Raw genomic sequence first — 20,691 nt, forward strand, 5'->3', positions numbered from 1 at the left:
CCCGGACATGCGCCGCTTCGCTTCCTTTCGCGCGTTCTATCCGTTCTATCTGAGCGAGCACGCCAACCGCACCTCGCGGCGGCTGCACTTCCTGGGCAGCTGCGGCGTGCTGGCGCTGCTGGCCGCGGCGCTGGCCACCGGCCGCTGGGGGTTCGCGCTGGCCGCGCTGGTGTGCGGCTACGGCTTCGCCTGGGTGGGGCACTTCTTCTTCGAGAAGAACCGGCCGGCGACTTTCCGCCATCCGTTCTATTCGCTGGCCGGTGACTGGGTGATGTTCGTGGACATCCTGCGCGGCAAGGTGCGCCTCTAGCGGGGCAAGCGCGCGCCGAAATCTCGCAAAACCGCGTCTGTCGCGCAGTCGCCCGAGCCTGCACCAGTACCCGATCACGGTCGATCACGTGATCGGGACACCGCCTTCACGCATCGTCGACTCCACGCCCGATAGTTTCACAAACCTGAAAGTTTGGGCACTTTTTCGGAGATCACGTTATGCGTCATGCACAGGAAACCTCGGGACTGGTCCTGGTCGTCGAGGACAACCGCAACATCTCCGAGATGATCGGTGAGTATCTGGAGGGCAAGGGCTTCGAGGTGGATTACGCCTCCGACGGCCTGGATGGCTACCGCCTGGCCACCGAGAACAGCTACGACGTGCTGGTGCTGGACCTGATGCTGCCGCGCATGGATGGCCTGGAAGTCTGTCGCCGCCTGCGCAGCGAGGCGCGCAAGTCCACCCCGGTGCTGATGCTGACCGCGCGCGACACGCTGGACGACAAGCTCAGCGGCCTGGGCACCGGCGCCGACGACTACCTGACCAAGCCCTTCGCGATCCAGGAGCTGGAAGCGCGCCTGCGCGCGCTGATCCGCCGCGAGCGCCGCCAGGTCGGTTCGGAAGTGCTCAAGGTCGCCGACCTGGTGCTGGACCCGGTCAGCATGCGCGTCACCCGCGGCGGCACCGAGCTGATGCTCTCGCCGATCGGCCTGCGCCTGCTCACCATCCTGATGCGCGAATCGCCGCGTGTGGTCACCCGCCAGGAAATCGAGCGCGAGATCTGGGGCAACGGACTGCCGGATTCGGACACCCTGCGCAGCCACCTGTACAACCTGCGCAAGGTGATCGACAAGCCGTTCGACAAGCCGCTGCTGCACACCGTGCAGAGCGCCGGCTACCGCGTCGCCGACATCGCCTGATGCGTACAGGCGCCTTCCGGCGCGGTGGCGTGCGGTTCTCCTGAAGACTGATCGCGCGTCGTGCCCCAGGAACTTCCCCATAGCATCCGCATCGCGTTCATCCTCAGGGTGGCCCTGGCCAGCCTGGCGGTGATCGCGTCGGTGCTGATCGTCTCGGCGGTCATCAAGCGCAGCCTGGTGCAGACGATGCTGCACGAGGAGGCCGCGCATTATTGGGACCTGTACGCCACCTCCAAGGCGCAGCCGCCGCCCAATACGCACGATCTGCGCGGCTATCTGGTCCTGCCGGGCCAGTCCACGCTCAACCTGCCCGAGCCCTTGCGCAACCTCGAGCCCGGAGTGCATACCGTCGGCAGCGAGGTGGTGCTGGTCGACGACCGCCCGCAAGGGCGGCTCTACCTGGCCTGGCTGGGCACCCAGGCCGAGCGCCTGTTCTTCTGGTCCGGCGCGCTGCCGATGCTGCTGTGCCTGGGCGCGCTGTATGGCGCGTCCTATCTGACCTATCGCTTCTTCCGTCCATTGGTGTCGCCGACCTCGTGGCTGGCGCGCCAGGTCTCGCAATGGGATCCGCGCGCGCCTGACATCTCGGCGCTGGCCTCGGACAAGCTGCCGCGCGAGGTGCAGGGGGAGGCGCGCAGCCTGGCCGAGGCCCTGCACGGCCTGTCGCAGCGCGTGGAGGCCCACGTCGCCCGCGAACGCGACTTCACCCGCGACGCCAGCCACGAGCTGCGCACGCCGCTGACCGTGATCCGCGTGGCCACCGACCTGGCCCTGGCCGGCGAGCTGCCGCCGCGCGCGGTGCGCTCGCTGCAGCGCATCCAGCGTTCGGCGCGGGAGATGGAGGCGGTGATCGACGCCTTCCTGATCCTGGCGCGCGAGGCGGACGTCGAGCCGCAGAGCGAGGACTTCGAACTGGTCGATGTGGTCCTGGACGAGGCCGAGAGCGCGCGCGACCTGCTGATCGGCAAGCCGGTCGATCTGACCGTGGTCTGCAACGCCAGGCCGCGCCTGCACGCGCCGCCGCGGGTGATGCATGTGGTGGTCAGCAATCTGCTGCGCAACGCCTGCAGCTATACCGACGAGGGCCAGATCGAGGTGCGCGTGGAGAGCGACCGTCTGGTGGTGCGCGACACCGGCATCGGCATGACCGCCGACGCGGTGCAGCGCGCCTTCGAACCCTTCTATCGCGCCGACGACACGCGCCAGCACAGCACCGGGCTGGGCCTGTCGATCGTCTCGCGGCTGTGCCAGCGCTTCGGCTGGAAGATCGAGCTGGACAGCGTGCTGGGGCAGGGCACCACCGCCACGGTCCGGTTCTTCTAAGCGCCGCCCGGCATGCCTGCGCCCGATGCGCCCATCGCCCTGGCCGTGCACGGCGGCGCGGGGGTGATCGATGCGCTGGCGCCGGACCAGGAGCAGGCCATCCACGCGGCCCTGGCGCAGGCGCTCGACGCCGGTCACGCGCTGCTCCAATGCGGCGGCGCCGCACTGGACGCGGTCAAGGCCGCGGTGGTCGCGCTGGAGGAGGCGCCGTGGTTCAACGCCGGCCATGGCGCGGTCTTTACCGCGCAGGGCGACCACGAGCTCGACGCGGCGCTGATGGAAGGCCATACCCGCCGCGCCGGCGCGGTGGCCGGCGTGCGCACGGTGCGCAACCCGGTCCAGCTGGCGCGCGCGGTGATGGAGCACAGCCAGCATGTGCTGCTGGTCGGGCCGGGCGCCGAGCGTTTCGCCGATGGCCAGCCCGGGATCGCGCGCGTGGATAACGCCTGGTTCGACACGCCGGCGCGCCTGGCGCAGCTGCAACGCGCGCAGGCGGACGAACGCGAGGGCGCGTCGGCCGCGGGCCGCTACTTCGGCACTGTCGGCGCGGTGGCGCTGGACCGGCACGGCCACCTGGCCGCGGCCACGTCCACCGGCGGGATGACCAACAAGCGCTGGGGCCGCGTGGGCGACTCACCGCTGATCGGCGCCGGCACCTGGGCCGATACGCAGGTCGCCGTCTCGGCCACCGGCTGGGGCGAAGCCTTAATCCGCTGCGCGGCTGCGCACGACATCGCCGCGCGGGTGGCCTACGGCGGCGCCAGCGTGGGCGAGGCGGCCGACGCGGTGATCTTCGGCACGCTGCCGGCGCTGGGCGGCGACGGCGGGGTGATCGCCGTCGATGCGCAGGGCCGGCTGGCGCTGCCGTTCAACACCGCCGGCATGTATCGCGGCTGGATCGATCGCGACGGCCGGCGCGGCACCGCGATCTTCGCCGCTTAGGCACTCAGCGCGCGCTGCCTTCCACGTATGGCTTCAGCGCACGGGTCCAGATGGCATAGCCCTCCGGCGTCATGTGCAGCATGTCCTCGCGGAACAGTTCCCTGCGCGGCTGGCCATCGGCGCCCAGCATCGGGGTGAACACGTCGACGAAGTGCACGCCCTGCAACTGCGCGGCGCGGGCGGCGATCTGCGCATTGACCTGGCGGATCTGCGGCAGCAGCTGCGCGCGCGAGGGGCTGGGCTTGATCGACAGGTAGACCACCGGCACGCCGGGCAGGTCGCGGCGCACGCGGGCGATGAAGGCGAAGGTGTCCTGCACCACCTGCTGCACGCTGCGGCCGGCGGCCAGGTCGTTGTCGCCGGCGTAGAACACGATCTCGCGCGGCTGGTAGGGCACCACGATGCGGTCGGCGTAATAGGTGCTGTCGCGCACCTCCGAACCGCCGAAGCCGCGGTTGATCACCGGCGTGCCAGCGAAGTCCTGCGCCAGCGTGCTCCACATGCGGATCGAGGAGCTGCCGATGAACAGCACGGCGTGCCTGGGCGGCGGGTTGGCCGCGTCCTGCGCGGCGAAGGCGTCCATGTCCTTGGCCCAGGCCGGGTTGGACACCGCGCCGCTGGCCACTTCGGGCGGTGCGGCCGGCGCGGTCGCGGGCGGCGGGGTGGGCGCGGTGGCGAGCTGGGTCTGCGCACAGGCGGTCAGCAAGGCCACGCAGGCGGCCAGCACAAGGGAAACACTCGACTTGATCGACACGGTAGAACCCTCCACGGAACCTTCGAACAGCGGCGCACAGTGAACCAGCCCGAGGCCTGCCGTCCACCCCGACGGCGCGCGCCGCCTTGCCGCACCAGCGCGGCCTGCCCGGAAACGCACAACGGGCCCGCCGGCATGCGGCTAACCCGGCCCGTGTGCCGGCTATGGCAAAATCGCCGCTTTCCGCCGCTGCCCTCCCGACCCGGCCCATGCTCCAGCCGCTTCCGTCGTCCCCGATCCGCCCGCGGGACGCGCGTTGACCATGGCCGACCTGTACGGCCATACCCCGCGCGGCCCCGCGCGCCTGCTCAAGGCGGCGCGCTGGTCCTGGCAGGGGCTGTGCGCGGCCTGGCTGCACGAATCCTCCTTCCGCCTGGAAGTGGTGCTGTTCGTGGTGCTGGCGCCGCTGGGCCTGTGGCTGGGCGGCGACGGCGTGCAGCGCGCGCTGCTGGTCGGCTCGCTGCTGCTGGTGCTGGCCGTGGAGCTGCTCAATTCCGCCGTGGAGGCGGTGATCGAGCGCTACGGCGCCGAGTTCCACGAACTGGCCGGCCGCGCCAAGGACATGGGCTCGGCCGCGGTGCTGATGACGATGCTCAATGTGCTGCTGTGCTGGGGGCTGATCGCCGGCCCGCGCCTGTGGCTGCTGTTCTCTCCCTCGCTCTAGAAGGTTTCCCCCGCGCATGAACCTGGACTTCCTCGCCGACCCCAACACCTGGCTGACGCTGCTGACGCTCAGCACGCTGGAGATCGTGCTGGGGATCGACAATCTGGTGTTCATCTCGATCGCGGTCAGCCGCCTGCCGGAGAGCCAGCGCTCCAAGGCGCGCAAGCTGGGCATCGCGGTGGCCTGCATCACGCGCATCGCGCTGCTGGTGTCGCTGGCCTATCTGTCGCGCATGAGCAGCGATCTGTTCGAAGTGGGCGGCATGGGCATCTCGATCCGCGACCTGGTGCTGATCGTGGGCGGCGTGTTCCTGGTGGTGAAGGGCATCGGCGAGATCCGCGAGCTGATCACCGGCGGCGACGACGGCGATCCCAACACGACCAAGGCCTCGGCGGTGTTCGGCATGGTGATCGCGCAGATCGCGATCATCGACATCGTGTTCTCGCTGGACTCGGTGATCACCGCGGTCGGCTTCGCCAGCCACATCCCGGTGATGGTCGCGGCGGTGGTGCTGGCGGTGCTGGTGATGCTGCTGGCGGCCAATCCGCTGGGCCGCTTCATCGACGCCAACCCGACGGTGAAGATGCTGGCGCTGGCCTTCATCGTGCTGGTCGGCGTGGTGCTGGTGCTGGATGGCCTGGACGTGCACGTGCCCAAGGCCTACGTGTATTTCGCCATGGGCTTCTCGGCGCTGGTCGAGGTGCTCAACCTGCTGATGCGCCGCCGCGCCCAGGCGCACGGGGTCGATGCCTGAGGGCAGGCGGCCACAGCGTTTTAATGAAAGCCTGTTCATGATGCGCGGCGTGCGCACCTCGCGCCGCCGGTCGACCCTTCAGGAGAGTCACGCCATGCGCCATGTTTTCCGTTCCCTGCTGATGCTCGCGGCCCTGACGCTGCTGGCCGGCTGCGGATACAACACCATCCAGCAGAAGGATCAGGCGGTGAAGGCCGGCTGGTCCGAGGTGCTCAACCAGTACCAGCGCCGCGCCGACCTGATCCCCAACCTGGTGCGCACCGTGCAGGGCTACGCCCAGCAGGAGCGCCAGGTGCTGACCGAGGTCACCAACGCCCGCGCCCGGGTCGGCCAGATCCAGGTCAACGCCGATGACGCCAACTCGCTGCAGCAGTTCTCCCAGGCGCAAGGGCAGCTGGGCAGTGCGCTGAGCCGCCTGCTGGTGGTCAGCGAGAACTATCCGACCCTGCAGTCCGACCAGAACTTCCGCGACCTGCAGGCGCAGCTGGAAGGCACCGAGAACCGCATCACCGTGGCCCGCGGCCGCTACATCCAGGCCGTGCAGGACTACAACACCTATATCCGCCAGTTCCCGCAGGCGCTGACGGCCAAGGTGACCGGCGCCAAGGAGAAGCCCAACTTCTCGGTCGCCAACGAGGCGCAGATCTCGCAGGCCCCAACCGTGGACTTCAGCCAGCCGCCGCCGAGCGCGCCGGCGCAGCAGCAGGCCCTGCCGGCGCAGGCGCCGCAGCAGACGCCGCCGGCCACGACCCCGGCCCAGTAAGCTGCCGCCGCAACACGCGATGAAACCGCTGCTGCGCCTGGCTGCGCTGCTGCTGGTCCTGCTGCTCGCGCCCGTGGCGCTGGCGCAGGAGGCGGCCATCCCGACGCTGGACTCGCCGGTCATCGACACCACCGGCACGCTCACGGCCGAGCAGGCCGGCGCGCTGCGCCAGCAGGCGCTGGACCTGCAGCAGCGCAAGGGCGCCCAGCTGCAGGTGCTGATGGTGCCGACCACTCAGCCCGAAGAGATCGAGCAGTACACCCAGCGCGTCTTCGACCAGTGGAAGCTGGGCCGCAAGGGCGTGGACGACGCGGTGCTGGTGGTGGTGGCCAAGGACGACCGGCGCGTGCGCATCCAGCCCGGCTACGGGCTGGAAGGCGCCATCCCCGACGCCATCGCCAACCGCGTCATCCAGGAATACCTGGCGCCCAAGTTCCGCCAGGGCGACTACGCCGGCGGCCTGACCGATGCCACGGCGGTGCTGGTCAAGCTGATCGATGGCGAGCCGCTGCCGGCGCCGGAGAGTTCGCACCCGGCCGGCGGTCGCCAGGGCGGCGGCGACTGGCTGTTCGCGCTGGTCGCCGGCCTGGTCGTGGCCGGCTTCGCCCGCACCGTGCTGCGCGCGCTGCCGCGGCCGCTGCGTGCGCTGGCCGGCGGCGTGGCCGGTGGCGCGGTGGCCTGGCTGCTGGCCTCCGTGCTGGTGGGAGGGCTGGCGGGCGTGATCGGCCTGCTGATGGGACTGCTGGGCGGTTCAGGCGGGCGCTTCGCCGGGCCGGGCGGCTTCGGCGGCTGGGGCGGTGGCCTCGGCGGCGGCGGTTGGGGCGGCGGTGGATTCGGTGGCGGGGGCGGCTTCGGCGGCGGCGGTGGCTGGAGCGGTGGCGGCGGCTCGTCCGGAGGCGGTGGCGCCTCGGGGAGCTGGTGATGCGCTGGCTGCGGCACCTGTTCGCGCCCTCCGCGCACCGGCTGTTCCCGGCCGATCGTCTGCAGCGCATCGCCCAGGCCATCGCCGAAGGCGAGCGCCTGCACAGCGGCGAGGTGATGTTCGCGGTCGAGTCCGGCCTGCACCCGTCTGCGGTCTGGGCGGGCGTGGACGCGCGCGCGGCCGCGCATGCGGCGTTCGCCCGGCTGCGCACCTGGGATACGGCCGCCAACAACGGGGTTCTGATCTACCTGCTGCTGGCCGATCACCAGATCGAGATCGTCGCCGACCGGGGGCTGGAAGGCCGGGTCAGCGCCGAGGAATGGCATCAGGTCTGCGCGAAGATCGAAGCCGGCATGCGCCAGGGCGATCCGGAGGCCGCGGTCGTTGCCGGGGTGCAGGCCGCCTCGGCGCTGCTGGCCCGCGCGTTTCCGGCGGTGCCCGGGCAGCGCGGCGACAACGAACTGCCCGATCTGCCGCGAATCCTCTGAGCATCTGTAGAGCGGAGCTCGCTCCGCTGGGGCCTTACCCACGAACCGGACGAGGAGAAGCGGAGCTCGCTCCGCTGGGACCTCCCCCACGAATTGGACGAAGAGCAGCGGAGCAAGCTCCGCTCTACAGGTGGGCGAATCGACGTGCCAGCTCTGCATCCCACCGATGCCGTCCTGTGATCTCGACCACAGGAATGCCCGCCGCTCGCCGATATTCATCACGCGCCCTTCACGGGGCTGCCGCACTGCGGCATCATCCAGGCACCTGCTTCGCCGCCAGGCACGGGTCCGTGCAGCGAAATCCAGGCAGGCGCCGTGCGCGCCGCCGGCCTCTGCGCCGCCCCCGCCCGCCGCGCCAGGATGTCCTTATGCACCCAGCCCTCACCGCCACGCTGACCCGCCTGCCCGGGCTGTACACCGCCGCCATGCGCCCGCGCCGCCGCGACCTGGCCATCGCGGTGGCCGCGTCCAGCGCGCTGGTGCTGGCCGGCTGCAACGCGCTGGCGGCCTTTGCCCTGGTGCTGACCTGGTTCGAATACCTGCATCACCAGCGCTGGCAGATGCCGGGCGAGAACACTCGCGCCACCCTGGTGCGTGCCCTGGCCTGCGTGGCCTTCGCCTGGCTGACCACGGCGCGCGGCGTAGGCGATGCGGCCTGGGGCATCGGCGCCTTCCTGCTGGTACAGACGGTGCTGGCGCTGCGCGGCTCGCTGCGGCTGCGTCAGGTGTTCCTGCACGACGTCGCCCAGGCCAGCCCGTCGGTGCCGGCGCACGAGCTGCTGCTGGCCTGCCGCGGCGACCGCACGCTGGTCGAATCCTGGCTGGCGGGCGAAGAAGACCTCGCCGGGCCGGCGCAGTCCGCGCTGAACGCGGCGGGCCTGCGCCTGTTCCGCCTGCGCCCGCCGATGCCGGCGGTGGAAGAGGGCTCGGCGCCCTGATCCGGCGGCGCTGAGCGCGGCCGCGGATCGCCGCGTTGCGGCGCGCCGCATGCGCGCGCCAGCCGGGTACGTCAGAATGTCGGCTGTTTCGTCCGCCGTCGGCTACGCATGATCTTCCTGCACCACCTCGACCCCATCGCCTTTTCCATCGGCCCGGTCGATGTGCACTGGTACGGCATCGCCTACGCGCTGTCCTTCTTCGCCGCCTGGTATCTGGGCCGCCGTCGCGTGCAGGCCGGGCGCCTGCCGGGCGTGAACCTGGAGCATTTCTCCGACCTGATGTTCTACGCCATGCTCGGCGTGGTGCTGGGCGGGCGGCTGGGCTACATCCTGTTCTACGACCTGCCGGTCTACCTGGACAACCCGCTGAAGGTGTTCAAGGTGTGGGAGGGCGGCATGAGCTTCCACGGCGGCCTGCTCGGCGTGCTCACCGCCGCCTGGCTGTGGTCGCGCCGGCATCGGCTGCACTTCTTCGACACGATGGACTTCCTGGCGCCGCTGGTGCCGGCCGGCCTGGGCCTGGGCCGCCTGGCCAACTTCGTCAACGGCGAGCTGTGGGGCAAGTACACCGGCACGAACTGGGGCGTGATCTTCCCGACCACCGATCCGGCCCTCTACGAGCAGCACCTGAGCCAGGCGCAGCTGCAGGCGCAGTACGCCGCGGGCGCGCTGGACCGCTACGCGCGGCATCCTTCGCAGCTCTACGAGGCGCTGCTCGAGGGCGTGCTGATGTTCACGGTGCTGTGGGTGTTCTCGATGCGGCCGCGCCATCGCTACGCGGTGTCCGGGCTGTTCGCGCTGCTCTACGGCCTCTCGCGCTTCCTGGTCGAACTGGTGCGCGTGCCGGACGCGCAGCTGGGCTACCTGGCCTTCGGCTGGGTGACGATGGGCCAGCTGCTGAGCCTGCCGCTGGTGGCGCTGGGCCTGTTCCTGCTGTGGCGCTCGCGTCGCGCGCCGGTGCTGCAGCCGGTGCCCCCGGCGCAGGCCACGCCCGCGGAGGCGCACTGATGCGCCAGTACCTGGAGCTGCTGCGCCACGTGCTGGAGCACGGCGCGGAGAAGTCCGACCGCACCGGCACCGGCACGCGCAGCGTGTTCGGCTGGCAGATGCGCTTCGATCTGGGCGAAGGCTTCCCGCTGGTCACCACCAAGAAACTGCACCTGCGCTCGATCATCCATGAGCTGCTGTGGTTCCTGAAGGGCGAGACCAACATCGCCTATCTCAAGGACAACAAGGTCAGCATCTGGGACGAATGGGCCGACGCCGACGGCAACCTCGGCCCGGTCTACGGCAAGCAGTGGCGCAGCTGGGAGGGCGCCGACGGCCAGACCATCGACCAGATGCAGTGGCTGGTGCAGGAGATCAAGCGCAACCCGGATTCGCGCCGGCTGGTGATCAGCGCCTGGAACGTGGCGCAGCTGCCGCAGATGGCGCTGATGCCGTGCCACAGCCTGTTCCAGTTCTATGTGGTCGACGGCAAGCTCAGCTGCCAGCTCTACCAGCGCAGCGGCGACATCTTCCTGGGCGTGCCGTTCAACATCGCCAGCTACGCGCTGCTGACCCACATGGTGGCGCAGGCCACTGGCCTGGGCGTCGGCGATTTCGTGCACACGCTGGGCGATGCGCATCTGTACTCGAACCACTTCGAGCAGGCGCGCGAGCAGCTCACGCGTACGCCGCGTGCCTTGCCCAGGCTGCATCTGAATCCGGAGGTGACCGATCTGTTCGGCTTCACCTTCGAGGACATCGAGATCCTCGGCTACGACCCGCATCCGGCGATCAGGGCGCCGGTGGCGGTATGACGCAGGCCTCGTCCGAGGCGCCGGCATCTTCCAGGCCCCGCATCTCGCTCATCGCCGCGCTCGACCGCCACAACGCCATCGGCCGCGACAACGATCTGCCGTGGCGCCTGCCCGATGACCTCAAGCGCTTCAAGGCGCTGACCCTGGGCAAGCCGGTGCTGATGGGGCGCAAGACCGCGCAGTCGCTGGGGCGGGCCTTGCCCGGTCGATTGAACCTGGTGCTGACGCGGGGTGGGCAGGTGCCGTTCGAGGACATGGTCGCGGTCGATTCGCTCGATGCCGCGCTGCGCCAGGCGAGCGGGCAGGGGGCCGAGGAGCTGTGCGTCATCGGCGGCGGCCAGGTCTATGCGCTGGCCTTGCCGCTGGCCGACGTGCTGTATCTGACCCACGTGGACACCGAAGTACAGGGCGCCGAGGCGTTCTTCCCGCATTTCGATCCGGCGCAGTGGCGCATCGCGGCGCGCCAGCCGCATGCGGCCGACGACCGCCACGCGCTGGCGTTCGAGTTCGTGGATTACGTCAGGCAGGCCTAGCGGCTGCCATCGAGGCAGGCCCGATAGCCGCTGCAAAAGTCCTCTACCGCCGTTCCCGCGAATGCGGGAACCCAGCGCCTCTGGGGCTTCCCCGAATCAACGTCCATGGTTTCCCGCTTTCGCGGGAACGACGACCTGATGCTAATCGCGCCGTGCCGTGCCCGGGTCGACATCGCGCCCCGGCACCTGCACCACGCGCAGCTCATCGGCATCTAGCTGCAGCGCGGTGAGCCTGCCGCCCCAGACCGCGCCGGTGTCGATGGCGTGCACGCCCAGGCCCAGCATCAGCCGCAGCGTGGACCAGTGGCCGCAGACGATCTTCAGTTCGCGCGGCTCGTGGCCGGGCACGGCGAACCAGGGATACAGGCCCTGCGCCTGCGTGCCCGGTGTGCCTTTCTCTTCCATCGCGATGCGTCCGCGCGGCGTGCAGTAGCGCATGCGGGTGAGCACGTTGATGATCGCGCGCCAGCGGTCCGGGCCGGCCAGGCCGGTGGACCAGTTGGGCTTGTCGCCGTACATGCTGCGCATCAGCTTGCGAAAAGCCGGGCCGCGCAGCTGCTTCTCCACCTCGCGCGCATAGCCCTCGGCCGCGGCGCAGTTCCAGCGCGGGGCCAGGCCGGCATGCACCATCATCCAGCCCAGCTCGCGGTCCACGTGCACCAGCTCGCGGTGACGCAGCCATTCCAGCAGCGTGTCGCGGTCGTGCGCCTGCACGATCCGGCCCAGGTCCGGATTGACCTTGCGCTGCTCCTCTTCGGTGCGCGCGCCGATGGCCAGCAGCGACAGGTCGTGGTTGCCTAGCACCACCTCGCAGTGGTCGCGCAGCGAATGCACCAGGCGCAGGGTCTCCAGCGACTGTCCGCCGCGGTTGACCAGATCGCCGCACAACCAGATCCGGTCGCGCGCGGGATCGAAATCGAGTTTTTCCAGCAGCCGTGCCGTGGCGTCGTAACAGCCCTGCAGGTCGCCAATCGCCCAGACCGCCATGGCGCTTAGTGCAGCGTACGCGGCACCGACAGCGCGAAGGGCGCGATCGGGGCATCGAAGTGCGTGCCGTCGTCGGCCACCATGTCGTAACGACCGCGCATGGTGCCGTGGTCGGTCTCCAGCACCGCGCCGGAGGTGTACTGGAACAGCTCGCCCGGACGCAGGCGCGGCTGTTCGCCGACCACGCCCTCGCCATCGACGCGCTCGGTCTTGCCGTTGCCGTCGGTGATTTCCCAATGGCGCGCGAGCAGGCGCGCCGGCTGCGTGCCGCGGTTGCGGATCACGATGGTGTAGGCGAAGACGTAATGACCGCTGGCAGGTTCCGAGCGTTCTTCCAGGAACCGGGTGGCGACATCGACATCGATGGCGTAATCGTTGCTGCTCATGCGCACAGTGTACTCAAGCCTCAGCCCGGTTCGGCCGCCTCGCCGTACGGCAGATTGGCCAGCGCGATGAAGTCGCGCACGGCCACCTGTTCGGCGCGCGCATCGGGGCGGATGCCGGCGGCCTCGATCTGGGCCACGTCGCACACGCTGGACAGCGCATTGCGCAAGGTCTTGCGGCGCTGGCCGAAGGCCGCGCGCACCACTGCTTCCAGGCGCTTGGGATCGCGTACGTCGATACGCGCCGGATCCCGCGGCACCAGGCGCACCACGGCCGAATCGACCTTCGGCGGCGGGCTGAACGCGCCCGGCGGCACCACGAACAGCGGCGTCACCTCGCAATAGGCCTGCAGCATCACGCTCAGGCGTCCGTAGACCTTGCTGCCCGGGCCTGCGGCCATGCGATCGACCACTTCCTTCTGCAGCATGAAATGCATGTCCGCGATCGCCGCGGCATGGTCCAGCGCATGGAACAGGATCGGCGAGGACAGGTTGTAAGGCAGGTTGCCGACCAGGCGCAGCGTGCGGCCCTGCGCCAGCGCGGTGAAATCGACCGAGAGCACATCGCGGTGGAGGATGGTCAGATCGCCCACGTCCTGCGCGGCGGCGGTGAGCGGGGCGATGAGGTCGCGGTCGAACTCGATCGCGGTCAGCGCGCCGTGCCGGCGCAGCAGCGGGAAGGTGATCGCGCCCTGGCCTGGGCCGATCTCCACCAGGGTGTCGCCCGGCTTGGGATCGACCGCCTGCACGATGCGGTCGATGTAGTGCCGCTCGTGCAGGAAGTGCTGGCCGAGCGACTTCTTGGCCGGTGCACTGAAGTGGGGGGTAGCGGTCATTGCGACAGTTTACCCGGCATGGGCAGGCCGTCCTCTTTGTCGTGGGAGCCGCATCACGTCCCAGCATCCTGGTAGAGCGGAGCTTGCTCCGCTGCTCTCCGGCCGGATCATCGGGAAAGCCCCAGCGGAGCAAGCTCCGCTCTACATCCGTGGGATTGGTGGGAGAGCCCCAGCGGAGCGAGCTCCGCTCTACAGCCGTGGGATCGGTGGGAAGGCCTCAGCGGAGCAAGCTCCGCTCTACAGGGGGGGCGGGTGCTTCCAGGCGGGGGCTTGCCGCTGAGCTCACCGTGTGCGCCTGCGCGCGGCCATCGCCGCGCAGGTGCGCACCGCGGCGAACAGGCTGGACGGGTCGGCCACGCCCTGGCCGGCCAGCGCCAGCGCGGTGCCGTGATCGACCGCCACGCGCGGGTAGGGCAGGCCCAGGGTGAGGTTCACGGCCTGCTCGAAGCCGCTGTACTTGAGCACCGGCAGGCCCTGGTCGTGATACATCGCCAGCACCGCGTCGAAGCCGGCCAGCTTGTCGGGCAGGAAGGCCGTGTCGGCCGGCAGCGGGCCGATCAGCTCCAGGTCTTCCCCGCGCAAGCGCGCCAGCGTCGGGATGATCAGGTCCAGCTCCTCGCGGCCCAGATGGCCTTCCTCCCCGGCGTGCGGGTTCAGGCCGAGCACGCACAGGCGCGGACGGGCGATGCCGAAATCCTCGCGCAGCGCCTGCGCGGTGGTGTGCACGGCGTGGCGCAGGGCGGTCTCGGTAATCGCGTCGGGCACCGCGCGCAGCGGCAGGTGGGTGGTGACCAGCGCCACGCGCACGATCTGGTTGGCCAGCATCATCACCACCGCGCGGCCGGCATGGTGGGCCAGCAGTTCGGTGGTGCCGGTATAGGCGATGCCGCCTTCGTTGATTACCGCCTTGTGCACGGGGCCGGTGACCACACCGGCGAAGCGGCCGGCGATGCAGCCATCGGCCGCGGCGAGCAGGGCGTCGATCACCGCGGCCGCGTTGCGCGGATCGGTCCTGCCGAAGCGGCTGGGCACCGCGTTGGGTACCGGCACGAAGGCCAGGTCGCCCGGCGCCTGGGGCTGCGCGTCGGCGGGCAGCAGGTTCAGCGGCAGCGCCAGCGCCTGGGCCGCCGCGTGCAGGGCGTCGGCATCGCCGAAGGCGACCAGCCGGCAGTCCTTGCGCGGCTGCTGGATCAGCCGGATGCACAGTTCCGGCCCGATCCCGGCTGGCTCGCCGGGGACGAGCGCCAGGTCGGGCCGCATCACCCTGGCTGCCTTACGGCATCTGGCTGGACGAGGCCGAGCCGGGCATGTCGTTGTTGTCGCCGCCGCGCTGCTTCTTGCCGGCACGGGCCGCTTCCTCGGCCGCGCCCGGGGCGCTCATCGCGGTATCCGGCGTGGCGTTGTCGATCGCCGGGTCGCCGGTGCGGAAGCTGACGTAGGCTTCGCCGCGCAGCTCCAGCAGGTAGCGGTTGTATTCCTCTTCCAGCTTGCGCCGGCCGATCGTGTCCCGCACCTGGGCACGGCGGTTCTGATCGGTCACGTCGGTCTGGCGGGTGCCCTCGCGCTGAACGATGTGCCAGCCGGCCTCGGTACGGAAGGGCTCGCTGACCTCGCCGTCCTTCAGCGCGGTCAGGCGCTGGCCGAAGTCCGGGCCAAACTGGTCGGCGGTGAACCAGCCCAGGTCGCCGCCATCGTTTTTGGTGTTGGCGTCCTCGGAGTCGGCCTTGGCCAGCTCGGCGAAGTCCGCGCCGCCGGCGATGCGGGCGCGCAGGGTGTCGATCTTGGCCTTGGCCGCCGCGGCGTCCTGCACCGGCGTGACGCGCACCAGGATGTGGCGGGCGTGGTACTCGGTGGTCATCTGGCTGGGCGCCTGCGAGGCGTCGCGGGTCTCGACCAGCTTGAGCAGCTGGAAGCCGGACGGACCGCGGATCGGGCCGACCACCTGGCCGGCCTGCATGCTCTTGAGCGTGTCGACGAAGGCCACCGGGATCTCGTCCAGGCTGCGCCAGCCCAGATCGCCGCCTTCCAGCGCGTTGGGGCTGTCCGAATAGCGCACGGCCGCGGCCGAGAAGTCCATCTCGTTGCGGTCCAGCAGGCTCTTGACGCCCTCGGCCTTCTTCTGGCCGGTGGCGATCTGCTCGGCGGTGGCGCCCTCGGGCAGTCCGATCAGGATGTGCGCCAGGTGGTACTGCACGCCGCCGTTGGCCTGGGCCTTGAGCGCGGCGTCGACCTCGGCCTCGCTGACCCGGATGCGGCTCTGGCCGTAGCTCTGGCGCAGACGCTGGACGGTGATCTCGTCGCGCAGCGAGCTGCGGAACTCGTCGAAGGACAGGCCTTCGGCGGCCAGGCGCTGGCGCAGGCCGTCGACGGTGGTGTTGTTCTGCTGGGCCACGCTGGCCACGGCGCTGTTGACTTCCTCGTCGCTGACGCTGATGCCGTTTTCCTGGGCGCGGGCGACCTGCAGCTTGACCAGCACCAGGCGCTCGAGCACCTGCCGGCGCAGCACTTCAGGCGGCGGCAGCTGGGCGGGGTTGCTGGCGTACTGGGCCTGGACGTTGGCCACGGCGCGGTCCAGCTCGCTCTTCAGCACCACGTCCTCGTTGACCACGGCGGCGATGCCGTCCAGCGGCTGGGATTCCTGCGCGCGCAGCGGCGCGATGACGGTAGCGGCCAGCAGGCCGGCAACGAAAAGGGATCGAATGGTCATGGATGTCTTCAGAACGGATCGGAACCGGTGTCGTCGTTGTCGTCGAGATCCGGGGCGGCGACGCTGGGAGGCACCAGATACAGGTCGTCGCGGTAATAGCCGAGAATACCACGGCGCAAGGTCTTGTCCGTGTTCTGGCCCAGCGAGGACAGGCCCTTGAGCACGAACTCCATCTGGATCTGGTTGTCCGAATCGCCTTGGCGATTGCGCACGTAATGGCGGCCGAGCAGGCGCACGGCCAGGCAGCAGCTGTCCCACTGCACGCCGCCGATGGCTTCCAGCACCTTGTTGTCCTGGAAGGAGTAGTAGTAGCGCCCGACCACGCTCCACACCGGGTTGATCGGGTAGAGGAAGGACAGGTCGGCCTGCTTGAGCAGGTCGCGGCGGTAGCGGTAGGACAGGTTGACCACGCCGTCGTTGCCGATCAGATAACGCGAACGGAAGCTGATCAGGTCGGCGCGGCTGTTCTTGGCGTCGTACTGGTAGGACGCGCCCAGCGTCCAACGGTCGGTGGGCATGTAGTTGGAGTCGACGATCCAGGCCGACTTGCCCTTCTCGATCGGCTGCGAGTTCGGGTTCAGCAGGACATTGGAATCCTCGAAATAGAGGATCTGGCCCAGGCTGATGTTGAACTTCTCCAGACCGTCGGTCTGGCGGATGCTGCGGCTGGTCAGCGCCAGGGTCAGCTGGTTGGCATCGGTCTGGCGGTCGGCGCCGGAGAAGCGGTTGTCGCGGAACAGCTGGCCCCAGCTATAGGTCATGTCGCCGGTGTCGAACAGCGGCAGATTGTTCTGGTTGCGGTAGGGCACGTTGAGGTAGTACAGCCGCGGCTCCAGCGTCTGCAGGTAGGGCGTGTCGCCCCACTGCGTGTCGCGGTCGAAGAACAGCCCGGCGTCCACCGTGGCGATGGGCGTGGAGCGGGTCGGCGAGCGGTCGCCGCCGAGCTGGTCGGCCAGGCCCTGCTCCAGGTGATAGGCGGTGTAGCGATAGGCCAGACCGGGCTCGATGAACCAGGCCGCGCCGCGCAGCGGCAGCGACACGTAGGGCTTGAGGTCCAGGCGGCTGCCGCCATCCTTCTCGCTGTGGTCGAAGCGGCTCAGGTCGCTCTTGAAGCCCACGGTCAGCCAGTCCAGCACCGGCCGGTCGTAGTTGAAGAACAGCCGCGGCAGGCTGTTGTAGGGCAGGGTGGCCTTGTCGACGGTGTAGTCGGCCGAGGTGTAGGTGATCGTCTCGGCGCCGGCGTTCCAGTACTGGGAGCGCCCGTAGATGCCCACGGTGCTGGTCAGGGCCGAGGTGGCATAGCCGTAGCCGCCGTTGGTGCCGTTGGAGATGCCGCCATTGTCTTCCAGATAGCGCGAGTCGCTGATCCAGGAGAAGTCGGCGCGGGCCTGCCAGGTGCTGCTGAGGTCGTGATGGCCGCGGAAACGGAAGAAGCCGCGGTTCTTGTCCTGCAGCGGATCGTTGTAGATGTTCTCGTCGCCGCTGCCGGGCAGGGCGTTGGCGTAGTCGCGGGCGCGGCGGCGGACCAGGTCGTCGCTGGGCATCCAGGCGCCTTCCAGCTTGCCTTCGCCGCCGTGGTAGAGGTAGCGGAACTCGCCGCCGAACACCACGCCGCGGTCGCTCATGTAGCGCGGATACAGCGTGGAGTCGTAGTTGGGCGCCAGGTTGAGGTAGATCGGCTGCTCGTAGCTCAGGCCGTTCTTGCCCGACAGGCCCACGCGCGGGAACAGCAGGCCGGTCTGGCGGCGGTCGTCGATCGGGAACTTGAACCAGGGCGCGTACAGGATCGGCACGCTGCCGATGCGCACCACCGCGTGGTGCGCGGTGGCGAAGCCTTCGTCGGTGTTGACGTCGATCTCGCGCGAGCGCAGGTACCAGCGCTGCCAGGCCGGGTCTTCCGGGTCGCAGGTGGTATAGGTCGAGCCCATCAGCTCGCCCTGCGGACCGACCATGTTGATCGTGTCGGCCACGCCGTTGCCGCGGCGGGAGATCAGCTGGTACTGCACGTCCTCGATGTGATGCGAATCGTCGTTCTGGTTGCCGCTGGCGCGCTTGGCGATGACGCGGATGCCCGAGTCCTGGTAGCGCACGTTGCCGTCGGCGGTGTAGGTGCCTTCTTCCTGGTTGAGGAAGAGGTTGTCGGCATTGAGGAACTGATCGCCACGGATCAGGCGCACATTGCCCTGGTAGTTGGCGGTGCCGTCGATGTTGTTGCCGTTGAGCGTGTCGCCGGTCACATCGGTGGGCAGCAGCTGGCTCTGCTGGCGCTGGGCGGCCTGGTCCTTGGGCGCGACGGCGGCAGGCGCCCCGTCGAAGGCGGGGATCGCATCCTGGACCGGGCACAGCGCGTAGCTGACGGGTTTTTCATCCGCGGCCATGGCCGGCAGGGCCAGGGCAATGCTGAACGGAATGGGCAGCAGGCGAAAGGCTCGGCGCACGCGTTGGGGAATCCGGACGAAAAACGGCCGTTAGCTTGCCGTATCGGGATGGACGGGGCAATGAAGACGCGCCGACAACGGCCGGCTCGGGTTCAGGGCAGGCCCGGCGGCCGTCAGCGCAGCGCCGCCACGTGCGCGCTGGCGCACTCGCGCAGGGCGTCCAGGTCGTAGCCGCCCTCCAGCGCCGAGACGATGCGGCCGCCGGCGTGGGTCTGCGCGATCTGGCGCAGGCGCCGGGTGATCCAGTCGAAATCCTCGGTGTCCAGCATCAGGTCGGCCAGCGGATCGCGCATATGGGCGTCGAACCCGGCCGAGATCATCACCAGCTGCGGGCGGAAGGCCTCGATCGCCGGCAGCATCCGGTCCTCCCACAGGTTGCGGAAGGCGAAGCTGCCGCTGCCCGGCGGCAGCAGGGCGTTGAGCACGTTGCCGACGCCGCGTTCGGACGGAGCTCCGCTGTAGGGGAACAGCCCCGACTCGTGGCTGCTGAAGTAGGCCACCCGCGGGTCGTCCTGGAAGATGGCCTGGGTGCCGTTGCCGTGGTGCACATCGAAATCCACCACCGCCACGCGCTCCAGCCGGTGGTGCTCGCAGGCATAGGCCGCGCCGATGGCGATGTTGTTGAGCAGGCAGAAGCCCATCGCCGTGCTCGCCGTGGCGTGGTGGCCGGGCGGGCGCACGGCGCAGAAGGCGACCGGGTCGCGCCCGTCCATCACCGCATCGACCGCGGCGATCACCGCCCCGGCCGCGCGCAGCGCCGCGGCGCGCGAGCCCGGGCTGATCACCGTGTCCGGGTCGAGCATCACATGCCCGCTGAAATCGTGTTCCATCACCGCCTGGATGTGCTCGGGCGTGTGGACCCGGCGCAGGTCGCCGAGCTTGGCCGAGGGCGCCTCCCGCCAGTCCAGGTCGCCGTGGTCGCGGCGCAGCGCCTCGAGCACGACCTCCAGCCTGGCCTGGCGTTCGGGATGCTCAGGGCCGGGGTCGTGGCCCAGGCAGGCCGGGTGGGTCAGGATGATCACGGCGCGGCGAGCCGGCGCCGGTGGTCCCACAGCACTTCGCCGGCGCCATCGGCGCGGGCCAGCACGCGGGCCAGCACGAACAGCAGGTCCGAGAGCCGGTTGAGATAGCCGATCGCCTCCGGCCGCACCGGCTCCAGGCGCGACAGCGCCACGGTCTCGCGTTCGGCCCGGCGCACGATGGTGCGGGCCAGGTGGCAGCGCGCGGCCGCCTCACCGCCGGCCGGCAGGATGAAGTCCTTCAGCGGCGGCAGGTGCTCGTTGTAGCCGTCCAGCTGGCGCTCCAGCGCGTCCACGTCGGCCGCGGTGATGGCCGCATGGCCCGGGATGCACAGCTCGCCGCCTAGGTCGAACAGCTGGTGCTGGACCGTGGTCAGCAGGGCCTGGATGTCGTCGGCCACGCCGGGCGCGGCCAGCACCACGCCGATGGCCGAGTTGGCCTCGTCCACGGTGCCGTAGGCGCTCACCCGGGCCGAATCCTTGCCGGTGCGGCTGCCGTCGCCCAGGCCGGTGGTGCCGTCGTCTCCGGTCCGCGTATAGATGCGCGACAGGCGGTGTCCCATGCGCGGCGCGCCGGCTTCAGCCGGCGGTGCGGTCCTGCGGTCGGGCCAGGCGCACGACCTGCTGCACGCCCACATGGACGATCACGCCCAGGCCGACGTAGATGGCGGTGCTGCGCAGGAAGGGCCAGAACCAGTCGGAGTAGTTCTTCCACCAGCCGGCCAGCGTCGCCGGCTGCGGCACGCTGTCGCTGAGCCAGTAGAAGCTGCCCTGGCTGATCAGGTGGCAGACCGCCACCGAGGCCACCAGCGCGACCACGGCCACGCCGAGGGTGCGCTCCTGGCGCAGGCGGACGGCGGCGCGCGCGGTCAGGCTGCCGCCGAGCCACAGGGCCAGATAGGCCGGCACCAGGCACCAGTAGGCCGGCGAGACGCAGTAGTGCTTCCAGAACTCCAGGCCCTGGCCGGTGATGACGGCGTAGTCCACGCCCACCGCCAGCGCCATGAACAGTGGGAAGGCCCAGCGCGACCCGCCGCGCAGGTAGAACCCGGCCATGAAGAACACCGCCCAGGAGGCGTCGGGCAGCGCGCCGATGTGCGTGGACAGCGCCGGCAGGTGCAGGCGGGTGGCGATCATCACGGCGGCCAGCAAGGCCAGGATGGCCGCGCGCGGGCCGGTACGGGTGGGGAGCGGGGTCATGGTGGCAGTCTGGTGCATGAACGGCGATTCTACCGTGAGCGTCCCCA

General features: G+C 70.0%; 23 protein-coding genes. 13 read left to right on the forward strand and 10 right to left on the reverse strand.

All coding sequences use genetic code 11. The annotated features are described in order from the left end of the window. Nucleotides 1-7 precede the first annotated feature (7 nt). From EAT51_RS16165 to EAT51_RS16180, 4 genes are all read left to right on the forward strand, one after another. Nucleotides 8-310: an Mpo1-like protein gene (locus EAT51_RS16165; RefSeq protein WP_130519258.1), complete on the forward strand. Its 303-nt coding sequence runs from the start codon at nucleotides 8-10 to the stop codon at nucleotides 308-310. A gap of 179 nt (nucleotides 311-489) precedes the next feature. Then, entirely contained in the window at nucleotides 490-1,191 is a 702-nt protein-coding gene (locus EAT51_RS16170) for a response regulator transcription factor (RefSeq protein ID WP_014159900.1), read from the forward strand. A gap of 60 nt (nucleotides 1,192-1,251) precedes the next feature. After that, the gene (locus EAT51_RS16175; protein ID WP_130561835.1) at nucleotides 1,252-2,514 is read left to right on the forward strand and encodes a sensor histidine kinase; all 1,263 of its coding nucleotides are present in this window, start codon (nucleotides 1,252-1,254) and stop codon (nucleotides 2,512-2,514) included. 12 nt (nucleotides 2,515-2,526) lie between these two features. Further along, nucleotides 2,527-3,456, forward strand: a complete 930-nt coding sequence (locus tag EAT51_RS16180; protein WP_130561836.1) for an isoaspartyl peptidase/L-asparaginase family protein — start codon at nucleotides 2,527-2,529, stop codon at nucleotides 3,454-3,456. Nucleotides 3,457-3,460: 4 nt separating this feature from the next. Here the strand turns inward: EAT51_RS16180 and EAT51_RS16185 are convergent, their stop codons facing one another. Next, a complete protein-coding gene (locus tag EAT51_RS16185) occupies nucleotides 3,461-4,204 on the reverse strand; it encodes an SGNH/GDSL hydrolase family protein (RefSeq protein WP_425599586.1) in 744 nt (247 codons plus the stop codon). A 268-nt stretch (nucleotides 4,205-4,472) separates the two neighbouring features. Here EAT51_RS16185 and EAT51_RS16190 point away from each other — a divergent pair, with 268 nt between their 5' ends. The 9 genes from EAT51_RS16190 (at nucleotide 4,473) to EAT51_RS16230 (ending at nucleotide 11,074) form a co-directional block, all read left to right on the forward strand. Beyond that, nucleotides 4,473-4,874, forward strand: coding sequence for a diacylglycerol kinase (locus EAT51_RS16190; RefSeq protein WP_130519253.1), 402 nt, complete (start codon nucleotides 4,473-4,475; stop codon nucleotides 4,872-4,874). Nucleotides 4,875-4,890: 16 nt separating this feature from the next. After that, nucleotides 4,891-5,628, forward strand: a complete 738-nt coding sequence (locus EAT51_RS16195; protein ID WP_130523597.1) for a TerC family protein — start codon at nucleotides 4,891-4,893, stop codon at nucleotides 5,626-5,628. Between the two features lie 94 nt (nucleotides 5,629-5,722). Continuing rightward, nucleotides 5,723-6,391, forward strand: a complete 669-nt coding sequence (locus tag EAT51_RS16200) for a LemA family protein (RefSeq protein ID WP_130519249.1) — start codon at nucleotides 5,723-5,725, stop codon at nucleotides 6,389-6,391. Between the two features lie 19 nt (nucleotides 6,392-6,410). After that, nucleotides 6,411-7,313 carry a TPM domain-containing protein gene (locus EAT51_RS16205; protein WP_130561837.1) on the forward strand — a complete coding sequence of 301 codons (903 nt, stop codon included), beginning with the start codon at nucleotides 6,411-6,413 and terminating at the stop codon, nucleotides 7,311-7,313. Next, nucleotides 7,313-7,801, forward strand: a complete 489-nt coding sequence (locus EAT51_RS16210) for a TPM domain-containing protein (protein WP_130561838.1) — start codon at nucleotides 7,313-7,315, stop codon at nucleotides 7,799-7,801. The genes EAT51_RS16205 and EAT51_RS16210 overlap by 1 nt, the downstream gene beginning before the upstream one ends. 368 nt (nucleotides 7,802-8,169) lie before the next feature. Further along, nucleotides 8,170-8,739 (forward strand): hypothetical protein, encoded by a 570-nt coding sequence (locus EAT51_RS16215; RefSeq protein ID WP_130519245.1) that lies wholly within the window; start codon nucleotides 8,170-8,172, stop codon nucleotides 8,737-8,739. 108 nt (nucleotides 8,740-8,847) lie between these two features. Continuing rightward, nucleotides 8,848-9,747 (forward strand): prolipoprotein diacylglyceryl transferase, encoded by a 900-nt coding sequence (gene lgt / locus EAT51_RS16220; protein ID WP_130519243.1) that lies wholly within the window; start codon nucleotides 8,848-8,850, stop codon nucleotides 9,745-9,747. After that, a complete protein-coding gene (locus tag EAT51_RS16225; RefSeq protein ID WP_130519240.1) occupies nucleotides 9,747-10,541 on the forward strand; it encodes a thymidylate synthase in 795 nt (264 codons plus the stop codon). The genes lgt and EAT51_RS16225 overlap by 1 nt, the downstream gene beginning before the upstream one ends. Beyond that, on the forward strand, nucleotides 10,538-11,074 hold the full coding sequence (locus EAT51_RS16230; RefSeq protein WP_165421968.1) for a dihydrofolate reductase: 537 nt from the start codon (nucleotides 10,538-10,540) through the stop codon (nucleotides 11,072-11,074). Before EAT51_RS16225 ends, EAT51_RS16230 begins: the two co-directional genes overlap by 4 nt. Before the next feature lie 141 nt (nucleotides 11,075-11,215). Here EAT51_RS16230 and EAT51_RS16235 read toward each other — a convergent pair whose 3' ends face one another. The 9 genes from EAT51_RS16235 to EAT51_RS16275 all read right to left on the reverse strand — a co-directional run bounded on the left by EAT51_RS16235 (nucleotide 11,216) and on the right by EAT51_RS16275 (nucleotide 20,644). Continuing rightward, nucleotides 11,216-12,061: a symmetrical bis(5'-nucleosyl)-tetraphosphatase gene (locus EAT51_RS16235; RefSeq protein WP_130561839.1), complete on the reverse strand. Its 846-nt coding sequence runs from the start codon at nucleotides 12,059-12,061 to the stop codon at nucleotides 11,216-11,218. 5 nt (nucleotides 12,062-12,066) lie between these two features. Further along, entirely contained in the window at nucleotides 12,067-12,447 is a 381-nt protein-coding gene (apaG, locus tag EAT51_RS16240; protein ID WP_130519236.1) for a Co2+/Mg2+ efflux protein ApaG, read from the reverse strand. 20 nt (nucleotides 12,448-12,467) lie between these two features. Then, the gene (gene rsmA / locus EAT51_RS16245) at nucleotides 12,468-13,280 is read right to left on the reverse strand and encodes a 16S rRNA (adenine(1518)-N(6)/adenine(1519)-N(6))-dimethyltransferase RsmA (protein WP_130519234.1); all 813 of its coding nucleotides are present in this window, start codon (nucleotides 13,278-13,280) and stop codon (nucleotides 12,468-12,470) included. A 282-nt stretch (nucleotides 13,281-13,562) separates the two neighbouring features. Further along, a complete protein-coding gene (pdxA, locus tag EAT51_RS16250) occupies nucleotides 13,563-14,543 on the reverse strand; it encodes a 4-hydroxythreonine-4-phosphate dehydrogenase PdxA (RefSeq protein ID WP_205953571.1) in 981 nt (326 codons plus the stop codon). A gap of 10 nt (nucleotides 14,544-14,553) precedes the next feature. Then, complete coding sequence (locus tag EAT51_RS16255; protein ID WP_130519232.1) at nucleotides 14,554-15,987, reverse strand: peptidylprolyl isomerase; 1,434 nt, start codon at nucleotides 15,985-15,987, stop codon at nucleotides 14,554-14,556. An 8-nt stretch (nucleotides 15,988-15,995) separates the two neighbouring features. Next, complete coding sequence (lptD, locus tag EAT51_RS16260) at nucleotides 15,996-18,425, reverse strand: LPS assembly protein LptD (RefSeq protein WP_130519230.1); 2,430 nt, start codon at nucleotides 18,423-18,425, stop codon at nucleotides 15,996-15,998. A gap of 113 nt (nucleotides 18,426-18,538) precedes the next feature. Continuing rightward, a complete protein-coding gene (locus EAT51_RS16265) occupies nucleotides 18,539-19,447 on the reverse strand; it encodes a histone deacetylase family protein (RefSeq protein ID WP_130519228.1) in 909 nt (302 codons plus the stop codon). Continuing rightward, on the reverse strand, nucleotides 19,444-20,007 hold the full coding sequence (locus tag EAT51_RS16270) for a cob(I)yrinic acid a,c-diamide adenosyltransferase (protein WP_130519226.1): 564 nt from the start codon (nucleotides 20,005-20,007) through the stop codon (nucleotides 19,444-19,446). Before EAT51_RS16270 ends, EAT51_RS16265 begins: the two co-directional genes overlap by 4 nt. Nucleotides 20,008-20,023: 16 nt before the next feature. Beyond that, on the reverse strand, nucleotides 20,024-20,644 hold the full coding sequence (locus tag EAT51_RS16275; protein ID WP_130519224.1) for a hypothetical protein: 621 nt from the start codon (nucleotides 20,642-20,644) through the stop codon (nucleotides 20,024-20,026). Nucleotides 20,645-20,691: the final 47 nt, after the last annotated feature.

The organism is Pseudoxanthomonas winnipegensis (assembly GCF_004283755.1).
GTDB classification, from domain to species: Bacteria; Pseudomonadota; Gammaproteobacteria; order Xanthomonadales; family Xanthomonadaceae; genus Pseudoxanthomonas_A; species Pseudoxanthomonas_A winnipegensis.

Bases quoted from the DNA above. Each gene is read 5' to 3' on its own strand.
- EAT51_RS16165 (WP_130519258.1), top strand. From the start codon at position 8: ATGCGCCGCTTCGCTTCCTTTCGCGCGTTCTATCCGTTCTATCTGAGC.
- EAT51_RS16170 (WP_014159900.1), top strand. From the start codon at position 490: ATGCGTCATGCACAGGAAACCTCGGGACTGGTCCTGGTCGTCGAGGAC.
- EAT51_RS16180 (WP_130561836.1), top strand. From the start codon at position 2,527: ATGCCTGCGCCCGATGCGCCCATCGCCCTGGCCGTGCACGGCGGCGCG.
- EAT51_RS16190 (WP_130519253.1), top strand. From the start codon at position 4,473: ATGGCCGACCTGTACGGCCATACCCCGCGCGGCCCCGCGCGCCTGCTC.
- EAT51_RS16195 (WP_130523597.1), top strand. From the start codon at position 4,891: ATGAACCTGGACTTCCTCGCCGACCCCAACACCTGGCTGACGCTGCTG.
- EAT51_RS16200 (WP_130519249.1), top strand. From the start codon at position 5,723: ATGCGCCATGTTTTCCGTTCCCTGCTGATGCTCGCGGCCCTGACGCTG.
- EAT51_RS16205 (WP_130561837.1), top strand. From the start codon at position 6,411: ATGAAACCGCTGCTGCGCCTGGCTGCGCTGCTGCTGGTCCTGCTGCTC.
- EAT51_RS16210 (WP_130561838.1), top strand. From the start codon at position 7,313: ATGCGCTGGCTGCGGCACCTGTTCGCGCCCTCCGCGCACCGGCTGTTC.
- EAT51_RS16215 (WP_130519245.1), top strand. From the start codon at position 8,170: ATGCACCCAGCCCTCACCGCCACGCTGACCCGCCTGCCCGGGCTGTAC.
- lgt (WP_130519243.1), top strand. From the start codon at position 8,848: ATGATCTTCCTGCACCACCTCGACCCCATCGCCTTTTCCATCGGCCCG.
- EAT51_RS16225 (WP_130519240.1), top strand. From the start codon at position 9,747: ATGCGCCAGTACCTGGAGCTGCTGCGCCACGTGCTGGAGCACGGCGCG.
- EAT51_RS16230 (WP_165421968.1), top strand. From the start codon at position 10,538: ATGACGCAGGCCTCGTCCGAGGCGCCGGCATCTTCCAGGCCCCGCATC.
- EAT51_RS16235 (WP_130561839.1), bottom strand. From the start codon at position 12,061: ATGGCGGTCTGGGCGATTGGCGACCTGCAGGGCTGTTACGACGCCACG.
- apaG (WP_130519236.1), bottom strand. From the start codon at position 12,447: ATGAGCAGCAACGATTACGCCATCGATGTCGATGTCGCCACCCGGTTC.
- rsmA (WP_130519234.1), bottom strand. From the start codon at position 13,280: ATGACCGCTACCCCCCACTTCAGTGCACCGGCCAAGAAGTCGCTCGGC.
- EAT51_RS16255 (WP_130519232.1), bottom strand. From the start codon at position 15,987: ATGACCATTCGATCCCTTTTCGTTGCCGGCCTGCTGGCCGCTACCGTC.
- EAT51_RS16270 (WP_130519226.1), bottom strand. From the start codon at position 20,007: ATGGGACACCGCCTGTCGCGCATCTATACGCGGACCGGAGACGACGGC.
- EAT51_RS16275 (WP_130519224.1), bottom strand. From the start codon at position 20,644: ATGACCCCGCTCCCCACCCGTACCGGCCCGCGCGCGGCCATCCTGGCC.